This is a genomic window from Blastococcus sp. SYSU DS0552 (assembly GCF_054050815.1).
In genome coordinates this window covers 17,232-31,259 of the sequence record NZ_JBJHAB010000029.1, presented here as the reverse complement: position 1 = coordinate 31,259, position 14,028 = coordinate 17,232, and the positions used below count along the sequence as shown (strand labels likewise).

The 14,028-nt window shown below is 72.4% G+C and carries 15 protein-coding genes; 10 read left to right on the top strand and 5 right to left on the bottom strand.

Going from position 1 to position 14,028, the window contains the following annotated elements:
* The first annotated feature begins 101 nt into the window (after positions 1-101).
* The 3 genes from trxA (at position 102) to ACI8AG_RS19705 (ending at position 1,994) form a co-directional block, all read left to right on the top strand.
* Positions 102-446 carry a thioredoxin gene (trxA, locus tag ACI8AG_RS19715; RefSeq protein WP_456598374.1) on the top strand — a complete coding sequence of 115 codons (345 nt, stop codon included), beginning with the start codon at positions 102-104 and terminating at the stop codon, positions 444-446.
* A 10-nt stretch (positions 447-456) separates the two neighbouring features.
* Positions 457-1,434 (top strand): M48 family metalloprotease, encoded by a 978-nt coding sequence (locus ACI8AG_RS19710; protein WP_456598373.1) that lies wholly within the window; start codon positions 457-459, stop codon positions 1,432-1,434.
* A 116-nt stretch (positions 1,435-1,550) separates the two neighbouring features.
* Positions 1,551-1,994: an Hsp20/alpha crystallin family protein gene (locus ACI8AG_RS19705; protein WP_456598372.1), complete on the top strand. Its 444-nt coding sequence runs from the start codon at positions 1,551-1,553 to the stop codon at positions 1,992-1,994.
* Between the two features lie 63 nt (positions 1,995-2,057).
* Here ACI8AG_RS19705 and ACI8AG_RS19700 read toward each other — a convergent pair whose 3' ends face one another.
* Both ACI8AG_RS19700 and ACI8AG_RS19695 read right to left on the bottom strand, forming a co-directional pair.
* Positions 2,058-2,960: an NAD(P)-dependent oxidoreductase gene (locus ACI8AG_RS19700; protein WP_456598371.1), complete on the bottom strand. Its 903-nt coding sequence runs from the start codon at positions 2,958-2,960 to the stop codon at positions 2,058-2,060.
* 185 nt (positions 2,961-3,145) lie between these two features.
* On the bottom strand, positions 3,146-3,271 hold the full coding sequence (locus ACI8AG_RS19695; RefSeq protein WP_456598370.1) for a hypothetical protein: 126 nt from the start codon (positions 3,269-3,271) through the stop codon (positions 3,146-3,148).
* Between the two features lie 63 nt (positions 3,272-3,334).
* Between ACI8AG_RS19695 and ACI8AG_RS19690 the strand changes: the two genes are divergently transcribed.
* Together ACI8AG_RS19690 and ACI8AG_RS19685 are read left to right on the top strand one after the other, a co-directional pair.
* A complete protein-coding gene (locus ACI8AG_RS19690; protein WP_456598369.1) occupies positions 3,335-4,096 on the top strand; it encodes an alpha/beta fold hydrolase in 762 nt (253 codons plus the stop codon).
* A 41-nt stretch (positions 4,097-4,137) separates the two neighbouring features.
* Complete coding sequence (locus tag ACI8AG_RS19685; RefSeq protein ID WP_456598368.1) at positions 4,138-5,439, top strand: cytochrome P450; 1,302 nt, start codon at positions 4,138-4,140, stop codon at positions 5,437-5,439.
* A gap of 41 nt (positions 5,440-5,480) precedes the next feature.
* Here ACI8AG_RS19685 and ACI8AG_RS19680 read toward each other — a convergent pair whose 3' ends face one another.
* Together ACI8AG_RS19680 and ACI8AG_RS19675 are read right to left on the bottom strand one after the other, a co-directional pair.
* Complete coding sequence (locus tag ACI8AG_RS19680) at positions 5,481-6,884, bottom strand: threonine/serine ThrE exporter family protein (protein WP_456590372.1); 1,404 nt, start codon at positions 6,882-6,884, stop codon at positions 5,481-5,483.
* A 294-nt stretch (positions 6,885-7,178) separates the two neighbouring features.
* Positions 7,179-8,201 carry a helix-turn-helix transcriptional regulator gene (locus tag ACI8AG_RS19675; RefSeq protein WP_456598367.1) on the bottom strand — a complete coding sequence of 341 codons (1,023 nt, stop codon included), beginning with the start codon at positions 8,199-8,201 and terminating at the stop codon, positions 7,179-7,181.
* 101 nt (positions 8,202-8,302) lie between these two features.
* On the opposite strand from ACI8AG_RS19675, the gene ACI8AG_RS19670 reads away from it, so the two are divergent.
* The 3 genes from ACI8AG_RS19670 to ACI8AG_RS19660 all read left to right on the top strand — a co-directional run bounded on the left by ACI8AG_RS19670 (position 8,303) and on the right by ACI8AG_RS19660 (position 9,993).
* On the top strand, positions 8,303-8,734 hold the full coding sequence (locus ACI8AG_RS19670; protein ID WP_456598366.1) for a VOC family protein: 432 nt from the start codon (positions 8,303-8,305) through the stop codon (positions 8,732-8,734).
* A 133-nt stretch (positions 8,735-8,867) separates the two neighbouring features.
* Positions 8,868-9,035 (top strand): Zn-dependent oxidoreductase, encoded by a 168-nt coding sequence (locus ACI8AG_RS19665; protein WP_456598365.1) that lies wholly within the window; start codon positions 8,868-8,870, stop codon positions 9,033-9,035.
* A gap of 43 nt (positions 9,036-9,078) precedes the next feature.
* Entirely contained in the window at positions 9,079-9,993 is a 915-nt protein-coding gene (locus ACI8AG_RS19660) for a hypothetical protein (protein WP_456598364.1), read from the top strand.
* Here ACI8AG_RS19660 and ACI8AG_RS19655 read toward each other — a convergent pair.
* Complete coding sequence (locus ACI8AG_RS19655; protein WP_456598363.1) at positions 9,878-11,095, bottom strand: MFS transporter; 1,218 nt, start codon at positions 11,093-11,095, stop codon at positions 9,878-9,880. The genes ACI8AG_RS19660 and ACI8AG_RS19655 overlap by 116 nt on opposite strands.
* Positions 11,096-11,356: 261 nt before the next feature.
* Between ACI8AG_RS19655 and ACI8AG_RS19650 the strand changes: the two genes are divergently transcribed.
* The gene (locus tag ACI8AG_RS19650) at positions 11,357-12,667 is read left to right on the top strand and encodes an ISL3 family transposase (RefSeq protein ID WP_456598362.1); all 1,311 of its coding nucleotides are present in this window, start codon (positions 11,357-11,359) and stop codon (positions 12,665-12,667) included.
* A gap of 348 nt (positions 12,668-13,015) precedes the next feature.
* The gene (locus ACI8AG_RS19645) at positions 13,016-13,987 is read left to right on the top strand and encodes a quinone oxidoreductase family protein (protein ID WP_456598361.1); all 972 of its coding nucleotides are present in this window, start codon (positions 13,016-13,018) and stop codon (positions 13,985-13,987) included.
* Positions 13,988-14,028: the final 41 nt, after the last annotated feature.

Below are 14,028 nucleotides of genomic sequence, written 5' to 3'. Positions count from 1 at the left end.
CCCCCCCCCCCCCCCCCCCCCCCCCCCCCCCCCCCCCCCCCCCCCCCCCCCCCCCCCCCCCCCCCCCCCCCCCCCCCCCCCCCCCCCCCCCCCCCGCCGACCTGCCCTGGCTGGTCGAGGCGGGCGACGCCGACTTCGACGCCGTCGTGACGGAGAGCCCGCTGCCCGTCCTGGTGGACGTCTGGGCGCCGTGGTGCGGGCCCTGCCGCGCCGTCACCCCGGTCGTGGAGCAGCTCGCGCGGGACCGGGCGGGGCGGCTCAAGGTCACGAAGGTCAACGCCGACACCGCGCCCGGCGCGAGCTCCCGTCTCGGGGTGCGCGGCATCCCGACGCTGGCGCTCTTCGCCGACGGCCAGGAGCGGTCACGGCTGGTGGGCGCCCAGCCCGCGACCACCATCCAGCGCTGGGTCGACCAGCAGCTGGGCTCGACCCAACAGGATCGCTGAAGGAGGACCGATGACGACCATGATGCCGACGCCGCTGCGCCCGGCCGGGATGCCGGATGACCTGCGTCGACGTCGGCCTGCCGAGTACCGCCTCGCGCCGGCTGCCCGGGCCCCGCGGCATCGCGCGCCCTACGCACCGCGGCGGCGGGCCTGGAACGGGGTCAGGACGGCGGTCCTGCTCTCGGGCATGGCCGGGCTGCTGGTGCTGCTCGGGTCGCTCTTCGGCCGGACCGGCGCGGCGATCGGCCTGGTGCTCGGCGTGGCCACGGTCGCCGGGTCCTACTGGTTCTCCGACCGCGTGGCGCTGCGTTCCGCGGGCGCGGTCCCCGTCGGGCCCGCGAGCGCACCAATGCTGCACCGGATCGTGGGAGAGCTCTCCGCCGAGGCGGGGCTGCCGATGCCCCGCCTGTACGTGACGCCGGATCGGCAGCCGAACGCCTTCGCCACCGGACGCGATCCCGCGCACGCCGCGGTCGCCGTGACGCAGGGGCTGCTCGACCTGCTCACACCCGCGGAGCTGCGGGCCGTGCTCGCCCACGAGCTGGCCCACGTCCGGAACCGGGACACACTGCTCACCTCGGTGGCCGCGGCGCTGGCGACCGGAATCAGCTTCGTCGCCCAGCTCGCCGGGTGGTTGCCGTTCGCGGGCAGCTCGGAGGAGGACGAGGCACCCGGCCCACTGGCCGCCCTCGTCGCCTTCCTGGTCGCTCCGCTCGCCGCGCTCCTGCTCCAGCTGGCCCTGTCCCGCAGCCGGGAGTACGAGGCCGACCGCACGGGCGCCTGGCTGTGCCGTGACGGACGACCCCTGGCGACGGCGCTGGCGAAGATCGAGCGGGTGGCGCAGCGCCTGCCCATGGAGGTGCAGCCGGCCCAGGCGCCCAAGTACGTCGTCAACCCGCTGTCGGGCTCCCCTGGCCGATCGTTGTCGGCGCTGTTCATGACGCACCCGCCGACGGCCGAGCGGATCGCCCGGCTGACCGGGTGGTGACGCACCCGGCGGCCGCACGTCGCAGAGATCCCGACCGGACAGGCGGCGGAATCTACAGCGACCGCTACAGGTTCACCCGTACGTAGTGATCGACCAGTCCGAGAGGAGGACAACAGATGACGTTGCCAGTGCTGAATCGGGAGTCGGCTGCGGATCGGTGGGATCCCTTCCGGGAGCTGTTCGAGCTGCACGACAGCCTGGCCAGGGTGTGGCACGCCGACCCTCTCCGCGCCCTGGACCGCTGGGTCCCGTCCGCCGACCTCGAGGAGACCGACGACGCCTACGTCGTCGAGCTGGAGGTGCCGGGCCTCGCCCGTGACGACGTCGACGTCCAGCTCGACGACCGGGTCCTGACCGTCTCCGGGGAGATCCGGGAGAAGAAGCGCACCGGCATCCTGCACCGGCGCGCGCGCAAGGTGGGCAAGTTCCACTACGCGGTGTCGCTGCCGGCGGAGGTGGACGACGAACACGTCGAGGCCTCGCTGCGGGACGGCGTCCTGACCATCCGGGTGCCGAAGTCCGCGCGGACCCGCCGTCGCCGCATCGAGATCACGCGCTGATCCGCGGCCGGCCCCGGGCCGCCCACGCAGGACGGGCGACGGAGGCCGACGCGCCGGCGCCGGTCACGTCGCCTGCTGCTGCGTCCGCTGTGTCATCGCGGCGGTCCTCGCCTCGAGGGCGTGGACGACGGCGGCCATGTCCGCCGCCCCGTGCCCCAACCGTTCCGCCTCCCCGAAGAGGGCATGGCAGACGTCGAGCAGCGGCACGGCGGCCCTGATGCGCCGAGCCGCGCCGGCCACCAGCTCGTTGTTCATCAGGACATCGGTGAGCGCCGCCTGGACGGCGAAGTCCCCCTCGACGAGCTTGGCCGCCTTCACCCTCGACACCTCGCTGGCCATGGGCCCGGCGTCGAGCACCTCACGGAGCTGGTGGATGTCGAGGCCGTGCACGTCGGCGAAGTGGAACGCCTCGGCGAGCCCCGTGACCTGCGTGATCAGGAAGAGGTTGACCGCCAGCTTCATGAGCAGCGCGTTCGGGACGTCCCCGCAGACGAACGTGCGGCGGCACATCGGCTCCAGCAGTGGCCGCACGCCCGCGACGACGCCGGCGTCGCCCGCCAGCATGCCGACGAGCTGCCCCGCCTCCGCGGGGAGGCGGGATCCGGACACCGGCGCCTCGACGTACTCCCCGCCCGCCGCGCGGACGTCCGCGCCGAGAGCGGCGGAGTACTCGGGCGACGTCGTCCCCATGGCGACGACCACGCGTCCACCGACGGTCGTGGCGAAGTGCCCGGTACCGCGGCCGAGGACGTCGTCGACGGCGGCCGCGTTCGCCAGCATGAGGATCACGATCCGTGCTCGGCGGAAGACCTCCGCCGGGTCCGCCGCGACCGTGGCACCGGCGGCACGCAGCGGCTCCGTCCGGTCGGGGGAACGGTTCCAGACGACCAGCGGCGTGCCCGCCCGGGCGAGGTTCAGCGCCATCGGCTGACCCATGACACCCAGACCGATGAATCCGACGTCCACACGTCCTCCCCTGCGTCGTCGACCGGCGCCGCACCGCCGCCTGCCGGGCGGCGACCCAGCCCTGGTCACGGAAGGCGTCGGAGACAACGAACCGGGCCCGGTGCTCCACGTCCCCGGCCGCGCCGCCGGCGAGATGGCGTCCCGCTCCGCCTGCTCGCCGTCACCCTGACCTCCGGTGTCGAGGATCACCGAGGTGTGCCGGCGCGGACAAGGGCCAGGTCGGCCACGAAGAGCTGGAGGGCTGCCAGGAGCAGCCGCTTCTCGGCCAGGTGTCTCCGGACGTCGGGCGCGTCCGGAGGCCCGGTGGGCACGTGGGCGCCTCAGCGTGCCGCGGTCCCTTGCCTGCTCACCGGCTGCTCGCCAGACTGCCGGCCATGGCATCCCGACCCGTCGTCGTCGGCACCGGTCCTCGGCACGTCCTCGCTCTGCACGGCTGGTTCGGGTCCGCCGCCGGGTGGGGGCCGTTCGCCGAGCTGTTCGACGGCGACCGGTACTCCGTCGCCCTCCTCGACTACCGGGGCTACGGCGCCCGCAGGGGGCAGACCGGTTCCTTCACGCTCGCCGAGATCGCCGCCGACGCCCTGGCCGCGGCCGATGAGCTGGGCTGGTCGGAGTTCGTCGTGATGGGGCATTCGATGGGCGGCACCGCGATGCAGCGGGTGCTGGCCGACGCGCCGGACCGCGTGCAGGGCCTGCTCGGCATCAGCCCGGTCCCCTCCACCGGGGTGCCGTTCGACGACCAGGGCTGGCAGCTGTTCAGCAGCGCCGCCGAGGATCGCGACAGCCGGTACGCGATCATCGACCTGACGACCGGCAACCGGCTCTCCCCCACCTGGGTCGACCGGATGGTGCAGCACTCGCTCGACCAGTCCGAGGTCGCTGCCTTCGGCGGCTACCTCGAGGCGTGGGCGCGCACCGACTTCTCCACCGAGGTGCGCGGCAACCCCGTCCCGGTGCTGGTCGTGGTCGGCGAGCACGACCCGGCGCTGGGCGCGCCCGTCATGCAGCAGACGTTCCTCGAGCAGTACCCGAACGCGACCCTCGAGGTGCTGCCCAACGCGGGGCACTACGCCATGTTCGAGACGCCGGTCGCGCTGTTCACCTGCGCCGAGCGGTTCCTCGACGGGCTCCCGTGAGCTCCCCTGCGTGGAGCCCCTCGGCCGGGTCCGCGGAGACGGTGGCTCTGGTCGACCCGGTCACCTACGAGACCGGCCCGCCGTTCGAGCTGCTGCGTCGGCTGCGGGCCGAGGCGCCCGTCGCCTGGGTGGACGAGCCGGCCCTGCACGGCCGGCCGTCCGGCACCGGGTTCTGGCTGGTCCTGCGGCACGGCGACGTCGAGCGCGTGCTGCGCGACCCGGCGACCTTCTCCTCCTGGCTCGGCGCCACGCAGGTCAGCGAGGCCCGCGACCTCGCGTGGGTCCGGCAGATGATGCTCAACATGGACCCGCCCGACCACACCCGGCTGCGGCGGCTGCTGACCCGCTCGTTCACCCCCCGGGCCGTGGCTGCGCTGACCGACGCGATCGAGGCGACGGCGGCGCGGCTGGTCGACGACATGATCTCCGGCGCCGGCGAGGGCACCTGCGACTTCGCCAAGGACGTCGCGGCCGATCTGCCGTTGCTCGTCCTCGCCGAGGTGCTGGGTGTACCGGCCGAGGACCGCTGGTTGATGTTCGACTGGTCCAACCGGGTCATCGGCTGGCAGGACGCCGACTACGCCACGTCGGCGGCCTTCGACGGCAGCGGGGGCACCGCCATGGCCCGCGAGGCGCTGGCCCTGCGCCCGGCGCCGGCCGAGGACGGGACCATGCCCGATCCGCGGACCCGGGCGGGCATGCCCGACCTGTACGCGTACGCGCGCCTGCTCGCCGAGCGGAAGCGGGAGACGCCCGGTGCCGACGTCATGTCGATCCTGCTGGCGCAGGTCGAGGAGGACGGCGGCCGGGTGACCGACGAAGAGTTCGAGAACATGTTCTGGCTGTTCGCGGTCGCCGGCAACGAGACCCTGCGCAACGGTCTGCCGGGGGGCCTGATCGCGCTGATGCAGCACCCGGAGCAGCTGGCCGCCGTCCGGGCGGACCCCTCGCTGCTCCCCGGCGCGGTCGACGAGATGCTGCGCTGGTGGACGCCGGTGATGGTCTTCCGCCGCACCGCCACGCGGGACGTCGAGCTCGCCGGCACCCGCATCCGAGCCGGGGACAAGGTCGTGGTCTCGTTCACCTCGGCGAACCGGGACGAGGCGGTCTTCCCGGATCCCGACCGGTTCGACGTCCGCCGCGCGCCCAACCCGCACCTCTCCTTCGGGCACGGGCCGCACTTCTGCCTCGGCGGGCAGCTGGCGCGGGCGCAGATGCGGGCGCTCTTCGGTGAGCTGCTGCGCCGCACCGCGGTGCTGGAGCCGGCCGGACCGCCCGCGCTGCTGCGGTCCAGCTTCCAGCGCGGGGTCAAGCGGCTACCGGTCCGCTGGGTGGCCGCCTGAGGAGGCGATGGCCTCGGCCTGGGCGAGCCGCGCGTCCGACCTCAGGACCCGCTGGTCCCCCGGCGCCGGACCCGTCGGTCGAAGCGGTCCTGGCTGCCGCCCAGCGGCCGGCCGAAGAACCTGCCGAGCACGACGCCGGCGGCGAGGGCCAACCCGATCGCCGCGGCCCCCACGAGCGCGTTCATCCCGCCCGAGACGTCGGCCTCCACGACGACCGCGAAGAGGCCCCGGTAGATCGCGAGCCCGGGCAGCAACGGGACGATGCCGCAGACCGCGAGGAGCAGGGGCGGGATCCGCAGCCGATCGGTCAGCGCCCCACCGCAGAAGCCGACGACCACGGCCGCCGCCGCACTCGCCACTGCTGGGCCGGCACCGAACACGGCAGCCGTGGACGCCGTGGTCCACGTCAGCGCGCCGGCCACCGTGGCCACTCCGACGGCGAGCGGGCGGGCGTGCGACGCCACCGCCCAGAACCCGGCCATCCCGGCTGCGGCGGCCACCGCCACGGCGAACGGCACGGTGGACGTCGACGGTTCGAGCACGCGCAGCGGGAACTCCGCCCGCCGCGCCAGATCGAGGACAGCGGCGATACCGACGACGATGCCGGTCGTCAGCATCAGCACCTCGAAGGCCCGGGCCGCGGCGGTGACCGGGAAGCCGCTGATCGCGTCCTCGGCCGCGCCCACGAACGAGAGGCCTGCCAGGAGCACCACGATCCCGGCGGCGACGACCAACGAGGTGCGGACCTCGACCTCCCACGCGAGGAGGAGGACGGCCGCCCCGGTGGCCACCGCAGCTCCGGCCACCTGCTGAAAGAACATCGGGAGCCCACGCCGATCGAGTGCGCGGAGCGTCTGCTCGATGACGGCCGTGGTGACCGCCGCGACGAGCGCCACGAGCCAGCCACCGCCGAGCTGGAAGGCGACGCAGCCCGCCACCCCCGACCAGCCGAGTGCGTGGATGGGCCGACGGTAGGGGTGCGGCGCAGACAGGACGTCGTCCAACCGACGGTGCGCGTCCTTCAGGTCCAGACCCTCCGCCTGGATCGCTGACACCAGGTCGGTGATCCCCTGCAGCCGGGTGTAGTCCAGTCCACGGGGGCGCACGATGCGCATCAGCACGAGCGGGGGCACGTCGTCCGGGTCGTAGCTGATCGTCAGCGACGTGAAGGTGACGTCGACCTGGCAATCGGTCAGTCCGTAGGCCGCCGCCACACGGAGCACCGTGGCGGTCACGTCAGCCGCCGACGCCCCGACCGCCATCATCGACTCGCCGATGCGGAGGGCCAGACCGAGCGCCGAGCGCGCGGTGCCCGCGTCGACCCGGCTGGGCTGGGCGCGCAGTGCGAAGGGCGCCGTCGGCGGGCCGGAGCCGGCGATCGCCTTCCGCGCCTGGTCCGGCAGGCGGGCGATCCGCCACCTGCGGTCCCGGCTCGTGGGGGGCACGACGCCCAGGCTACGGAGTGGTGACGGGGAACGCGGCCGGCGACGACGGGACGGCTCGTGACCATCCGCACAGGCGGCAGGCCATCGACGCACACCGGTCCGGGGCTCCCACGCCTGACCCTGCGCACCCCGCGGGTGGGAGGCGCTCCGGGTGTCTCGCCTCGCCCTCGACACGGGTTCGCGTCGGCGATCGGCGCACGCCCTGGCCTCACCTGCATGCGAGGCGTGCAGATCACCCGGTTCAGCGGTCCCGAGGTCGTCGACGTCGACGACGTCCCCCAGCCGAGTCGACGGTCAGCACAGGTCCGGTTCGTCCGGCTGGGTGCCGGCCGGGGCGACCCTGGCGAACCGGGCGGACAGCGTGCGGAAGGCCTCGGCGAGGGCCGGCGGGCTGACAGCGAGGACGTCGGTGTCGTAGCGGGCGACGGCAGCGGCGATGCCGACCCAGGACCAGGCACCGAGCGTGAGCCGGCAGCGGTCGGTGCCCAGTGACTCGACGAGGCCGTCGTGGGCGAACGGTGCCACCCGGGCGGCGGGGAGACCCAGTTCGACGGTGCCGGTGCACGGCCAGGTGTCCACACCGCTGGCGCTGCCCTGGAAGGTCCCGTTCACGAAGGCGGCGAGGTCGCCCCCAGGCAGCACACGTGGGGTGAAGCGTGGGCCGGTCGGAATGCGGGGGGTGATCCGGTCGCAGCGGTAGGTCCGCCAGTCGGCTCGGTCGAGGTCGAAGGCGACGAGATACCAGCGGCCGTTCCGGGTGACCAGATGGTGCGGTTCGGCTCGCCGAGGCGGGACGACCTCCTCGCTCCCCCCGCCCGCACCCCCACCCGCAGCGGCGTAGTCGAACCGCACGATCTCGCGGGCGCGGATCGCTGCCGTCAGCGCCACCAGCACTGCCGGGTTCACCTCGGCGGTCGCGCCGCGGGCGACAGGGGTGACCTGGACGGCGTCGATCCGGTGCCGCAGCCGCGCCGGCATCACCTGGCGGACGGTGGTCAGCGCACGGGCGGCGGCCTCGCTGACACCCGCGCCACTGGTGATGGCCAGTTGCAGGGCGACGGCGAGGGCCACGGCCTGGTCGTCGTCGAACAGCAGCGGCGGCAGGTCCGTGCCGGCGTCGAGGCGGTAGCCACCGTCCGGGCCCTTGAACGCCTGCACGGGATAACCGAGTTCGCGCAGCCGGTCGATGTCGCGGCGCACGGTGCGGGGGTGGACCCCGAGCCGCTCGGCCAGGGCGGCGCCGGGCCAGTCGCGGCGGGCCTGCAGCAGTGACAGCAGGGTCAGCAACCTGGACGAGGTGCCGTTCCTCTCGGGCATGCCCGTCACGTTGGCCACAGTAGAGGACTGAACCTGTCCGCTACCGCTGCCACGCTCCTCTCGTCGCCACCAAGGGGGTGGCGGCACACCGAGGAGCCGACATGAGCATCACCACGACCACGCACCTCAACTTCCGCGGCCAGGCCCGCGAGGCACTGGAGTTCTACGCGTCGGTGTTCGGCGGTGAGGTCATGGCCTTCACCTTCGCCCAGGGCGGCGACGAGCGGGACGACGCCGACGGCGCGGTGGCCGAGCAGGTCAAGTGGGGCGGCCTCCAGGCCCCCAACGGCTTCGCGATCATGGCCTTCGACGTGCCGCCCGCGCGGGCGTACGACCCCGGCACCGACGCCGTCTACGTCTCGGTGCGCGGCACCGACACCGAGGAGATCACCGGGTACTGGAAGGCGCTCACCGAGGGTGGGACCGTCCGCGCGGAGCTCGCCCCCGTCGGCTACGCACCGCTGTACGGGATGGTCACCGACCGCTTCGGCGTGACCTGGGTCCTCGACGTCCTCCCGCCCTACGAGGCCTGATCGCCACGCCGGGGGCAGGGGGCCGTCGGCCTCCTCCCCCGGCATCCCGCTGCACAGCCTGCCCCGGGTCGGGCGCAGAAGGCCGACCCGGTCGCCTCGTTCTCCCGAGTGGTGGCTGCTCTAGCCTCCGACCATGCGTGCTGTGCAGATCACCCGCTTCGGCGGTCCCGAGGTCCTGGACATCGTCGACATCCCCGAGCCGGAGGCCGGTTCCGGGCAGAAGCTCTACGACGTCTCCGCCGCCGGCGTGAACTTCGCCGACACCCACCACCGGCGAGGTGCTCAAGCGACGGCCGCGTAAGCGCAACCGCTGACTAGTCCGTTGCTGGCTTGGGCTAGCGAAGATGGAGCTGACGAGAAGGGGCATAACGCTGTACCCGACGAGCAACACGTCGAACTTGACGCCGGAACAGCTTGCTCTGCTGGACGACACCTTCTTCGGGTCGAATCCCGCTTCCTACTGGCGCGCCCGCATCGACGACTTGCTCCGCGAACCAGCACCAATCGACTACCACGGGGCCCTGGCTGCGCAGGTGATCGGTTACGGCTTGGACGAGCGCATGCTTTCCACGACGGAACCGACGGAATCCGAGCGCGAGTTGCAGAGGGCTCTCGATGCCTTCACCCTTCGTCACCACCTGGCCGAGTCGCTGGTGCGGATAGTCCACGCCGTCCTCACCGGGTGGAGGACCCCGGGGTCAAGCATCTGGGCGTCGCTGACCAACAGTCGGGAAACAGGTCATGACCTTGTGAAGGCACTGCGCGCCTTCGAGGTTCAGGGCGAGATTCCCGCGAATCTTTTCATGCCTGCGGCAGACGTCCGGACCCTACCCTCGAATCCGCCTTCAGACGTAGAAGCCGCAGTTCGGATGCACTGGCAGTGGGTGCGGCGGGCCATGCACCTACTGGTCAGTGAGGCGCTAGACGCGAACGTCGGAAACAACAAAGTCAAGCATGGTCTGGCCGTACGGCCGCACCACGAATTGCGGGTCAGCTTTGTGACGGGCTCCCCGCCATCCGGCGAGAACATTCAACTGTCAGCCATCAAAAGTGGCTTTAGTATCGTCGACGCAACGGCGATCGAATTCTTGGAGCGACTTCCACCGCGCCACGATCACGCTGGGTCGTGGGAGGTAACCGGGCTCATCGCAATGGAGGGTGTGCGGGACGAGTACTGGCGGGACACTGGGGTTCACGATTCGGTGTTGCTGACGGTCCCCCTCCCGAGGACCCGTGCAGCATCAGTGCCACCCCGCTGAGCAGTGACACCGCGGCGGTGAGGACGAGCAGCGTCCCTAGCCCCAGGCCAGGGATGACCGCACCGGCGACGGCGGGCGCTGAGACCGAGGTGACGGCTCCCACGACCAGACACCCGGTGAACGCCGTGCCTGCGCGGTCGGGCGCCAGCTCGGCGGTCCAGACCGCGAGCACCGCCGACCCGGTCATATACCCCACGCCGAAGATGCATGCCGAGGCCACCGTCGCGGCCAGGGAGTCGCTGGCCAGCCCGAGTAGTGCCAGCGCCGCAGCCACCGTCATCAGGCATAGCGCCGCCACCCTGATGCTGCCCAGTCGCTGCGCGATGGCCCCGGTCGTCACAGCAACCACGCCGGTGAGGCCGACGGCCGCGTAGAGGGCCGGGACGGCTGCCGCCGGGAGGTCGTCCCGCTGGAGGACGTCCGCGGCGTAGGTGAAGTAGATGACAATGACCGCGAAGTAGACGACGGAGTAGGCGGCCGGAACCCGCAGCGCTCTCACGAGTGAGGAGGTGCCGCGCCGCCCGTCCGGGCGTGGGGCTGGCCTAGTTCTCGGCACCAGCCGGAGGTTCACCACGGCGGCAGCCACGGCGGCGAGGGCGATGCCGCCCCAGACCAGGCGCCATGAGCCCAGCGCGGCAAGGCCGGCCAGAGCACCCAGAGCGACCAGTCCGCCGCTGGTGCCGGTCGTGATGATCGCCAACGCCCTCGGCTGCTGCCGCTCGGCTACCGTCCGCGTCACGATGTCGGAGTAGGGCGCCCAGACCCAGCCGCCCGCACTGCCGGCCAGGACGGCACCGCCGGCGAGCAACCAGGGAGACTGCGCGACCGTGACGATCACCGCCCCCAGAGCGCCGCAGGCCCCGCCCACGGTCGTCGGGGCACGCGAGCCGCGGCGAGTGGCGAGCGGCCCCGTAAGCAGCAGGCCCACCAGATAGCCGGCGAACGTGGCGCTGGCGACCAGACCGAGCACCAGCTCGGAGAGTCCCAGGTCCCGCCGGATGTCGGGCAGTGTCAGACCGTAGGCGTACCGGGCCATACCGAAGGCGACCCCGACCACCGCCGCTCCGGCCAGGCCGACCCGGGCGGCCGGGGACAACGTCATGAACTCTCCTGTTTGCAGCATGCACTGGCGCCGCTTCCCGCTCAGCGAGGCTGGCGCCGCGATGCACTCAGCCTGACCGCTGGGCGTCTACTGCGGCGATGGGACCGGAGAGCTGCTCGCACCCTCCGCCCGGGATTGAGGCTACTTCGATCGCTCGTCAGAGCTGAATGGTGGCGCCGGCCCGCGCGTCGGTGCCCGGGTGAAGGTCGAGGCCTGCCGAGGGTGGAAGTTCCTACACCGCCCATCCAGAAAAACCTCGACGTGCCTGACGTTACCTTCGCCTGCCCCGACCTGACCACGTTCTGCCGCCTCGACAAGCTGGGTCTGCAAGCCCTCGGGCAGTGCCTCGAGCCCGACCGCGCGATCCTGGCCTGCCGCGTCGTGGAGGCCGACCAGTGGTGCAGGCGCTGCGGCTGCGAGGGCACCCCGCGTGACAGCGTGACCCGCCGCCTGGCCCACGAGCCGCTGGGCTGGCGGCCCACGACGCTGCTGGTAACGGTCCGCCGCTACCAGTGCACCGGCTGCGGCCACGTCTGGCGTCAAGACACCACCCGCGCCGCAGAACCCCGGGCGCGGCTCTCCCGAAGCGCGCTGCGCTGGGCCCTGGAAGGGCTAGTGGTCCAGCACCTCACGGTGGCTCGGATCGCCGAAGCCCTCGCGGTGTCGTGGAACACCGCCAACACCGCCGTCCTCGCCGAGGGTAAGCGCGTCTTGATCGGCGACCCGGACCGCTTCCACGGCGTAGCGGTCATCGGGGTTGATGAGCATGTCTGGCGCCACACCCGCCACGGCGACAAGTACGTCACCGTCATCATCGACCTCACCCCGATCCGCGACAAGACCGGGCCCTCCCGCCTGCTGGACATGGTCGAAGGCCGCTCCAAGCAGGCCTTCAAGACCTGGCTTACCCAGCGGCCGGAGGCCTGGCGGAAGGGCCTGGAGGTGGTCGCGATGGACGGGTTCACCGGCTTCAAGACCGCCACCACCGAAGAGCTCCCCGACGCCGTCGCCGTCATGGATCCGTTCCACGTCGTCCGCCTCGCCGGCGACGCGTTGGACCGCTGCCGCCGCCGGGTCCAGCAGGATCTGCACGGCCACCGAGGCCGCAAGGACGACCCGCTCTACCGCGCCCGACGCACCCTGCACACGGGTTCTGACCTTCTCACCGACCGACAGCAGCAACGCCTCACCGCGCTGTTCGGCGTCGAGGAGCACGTCCAGGTCGAGGCGACCTGGGGCATCTACCAGCGCATGATCGGCGCCTACCGCGAACCCGACCGCGCGAAGGGCCGGCGGCTCATGACGACGCTAATCGAGTCCGTCAGCCACGGCGTCCCGGCCGCGCTCACCGAGCTGACGACCCTCGGGCGGACCCTGAAGAAGCGCGCCGAGGACGTCCTGGCCTACTTCAACCGCCCCGGCACGAGCAACGGCCCGACAGAAGCCATGAACGGACGCCTGGAGCATCTGCGCGGCTCGGCGCTCGGGTTCCGCAACCTCACCAACTACATCGCCAGGAGCCTGCTCGAGACCGGCGGCTTCAGACCGCAACTACACCCTGGATTGTGTTGAGCCGGTAACCGTCCTCAACCTCCGGCCCGCGCCTCTCATCGCCGAAGCGCTGATGCTCTCCACTGTGTGGGCGTCAGTGTTCGCGTCGGCGGCAGCCGACCGCTTCGTCGGGCCCGAGGAAGCCATGCCCCAGCACCCCGGGCTAATACTCGGGCCCCCGGCGAGCCACCTTCGGTCCTTCGCTTACGAGGACTTTATCCCCGCCGACCATCCTGAGAGCGGCGTGCCTCCTTCGGAGCATGCGCCCTCGGTGGCAGCTGACTAGACGTTGGAGCAACACGGCTTCCCCTACCCGGTCGCGGCGGACGTGGACCGGTGACGTCCTCCCTATGGCCATAGCCTCCCCTCATGCGTGCTGTGCAGATCACCCGCTTCGGCGGCCCAGAAGTTCTCGACGTCGTCGACCTGCCGGACCCCGTCCCGGGGCCCGGCCAACAGCTCTACGAGGTGAGTGCCGCAGGAGTTAACTTTGCCGACACCCACCAGATCGAGAACTCCTACCTGGCCGCCCAGCAGCTGCCGCTGGTGCCGGGCGCGGAGTTCGTCGGCACCCCGGTCGGGGGCGGGCAGCGGGTGGTCGGGCTGCTCGACGGCGGCGGTTACGCCGAGAAGGCCGTGGCGAACGACGTCCTCACCTGGCCCGTGCCCGACGCCGTCAGCGACGAGCAGGCGCTCTCTCTCGTCCTCCAGGGGACGACCGCCTGGCATCTGCTGCGCACCAGCGCGCACCTGGCCGAAGGCGAGTCCGTCGTCGTCATCGCCGGCGCCGGCGGCGTCGGCTCGCTCGCCGTCCAGCTCGCCCGCCGGTGGGGCGCCGGCCGGGTGATCGCTACCGCCTCCAGCGCGGAGAAGCGGCAGCTCGCCGAGGGGCTCGGCGCACACGCCACCGTCGACCCGGCCCTCGCCGACGACGACCCCAAGCAGTTCACCGGCGCGCTGCGCGAGGCCAACGGCGGCAAGCCGGTCGACATCGTGCTCGAGATGACCGGCGGCAACGTGTTCACCGGCTCGCTGTCGGCCCTGGCGCCGTTCGGCCGGCTGGTCACCTACGGCATGGCCGCCCGGCAGGAGACGCCCGTGGTGCCCCCCGGCGCGCTGATGCAGAAGAGCCGCGCGGTCATCGGCTTCTGGCTGGCCCACTGCATGGCGCGCCCGCAGATGCTCGACGCCGCGATGAACGACCTGCTGGCCATGACGGCCGACGGTTCGCTGAAGCCGGTCGTCGGCGGGCGCTACCCGCTGTCCGCCGTCCGCGAGGCGCACCAGGACCTGCTCGCCCGCCGCACCACCGGCAAGCTCGTCCTCGACCCCTCCCGCTGAACCGGGCGGTCACCCTCCCGGCGTTTCCGCCGGGAGGGTGA

Excerpts from the sequence above, each read along its gene's own strand:
- ACI8AG_RS19705 (WP_456598372.1), top strand. The coding sequence starts at position 1,551 with ATGACGTTGCCAGTGCTGAATCGGGAGTCGGCTGCGGATCGGTGGGAT.
- ACI8AG_RS19645 (WP_456598361.1), top strand. The coding sequence starts at position 13,016 with ATGCGTGCTGTGCAGATCACCCGCTTCGGCGGCCCAGAAGTTCTCGAC.
- ACI8AG_RS19690 (WP_456598369.1), top strand. The coding sequence starts at position 3,335 with ATGGCATCCCGACCCGTCGTCGTCGGCACCGGTCCTCGGCACGTCCTC.
- ACI8AG_RS19660 (WP_456598364.1), top strand. The coding sequence starts at position 9,079 with ATGGAGCTGACGAGAAGGGGCATAACGCTGTACCCGACGAGCAACACG.
- ACI8AG_RS19665 (WP_456598365.1), top strand. The coding sequence starts at position 8,868 with ATGCGTGCTGTGCAGATCACCCGCTTCGGCGGTCCCGAGGTCCTGGAC.
- ACI8AG_RS19670 (WP_456598366.1), top strand. The coding sequence starts at position 8,303 with ATGAGCATCACCACGACCACGCACCTCAACTTCCGCGGCCAGGCCCGC.
- ACI8AG_RS19655 (WP_456598363.1), bottom strand. The coding sequence starts at position 11,095 with ATGACGTTGTCCCCGGCCGCCCGGGTCGGCCTGGCCGGAGCGGCGGTG.
- ACI8AG_RS19710 (WP_456598373.1), top strand. The coding sequence starts at position 457 with ATGACGACCATGATGCCGACGCCGCTGCGCCCGGCCGGGATGCCGGAT.
- ACI8AG_RS19675 (WP_456598367.1), bottom strand. The coding sequence starts at position 8,201 with ATGCCCGAGAGGAACGGCACCTCGTCCAGGTTGCTGACCCTGCTGTCA.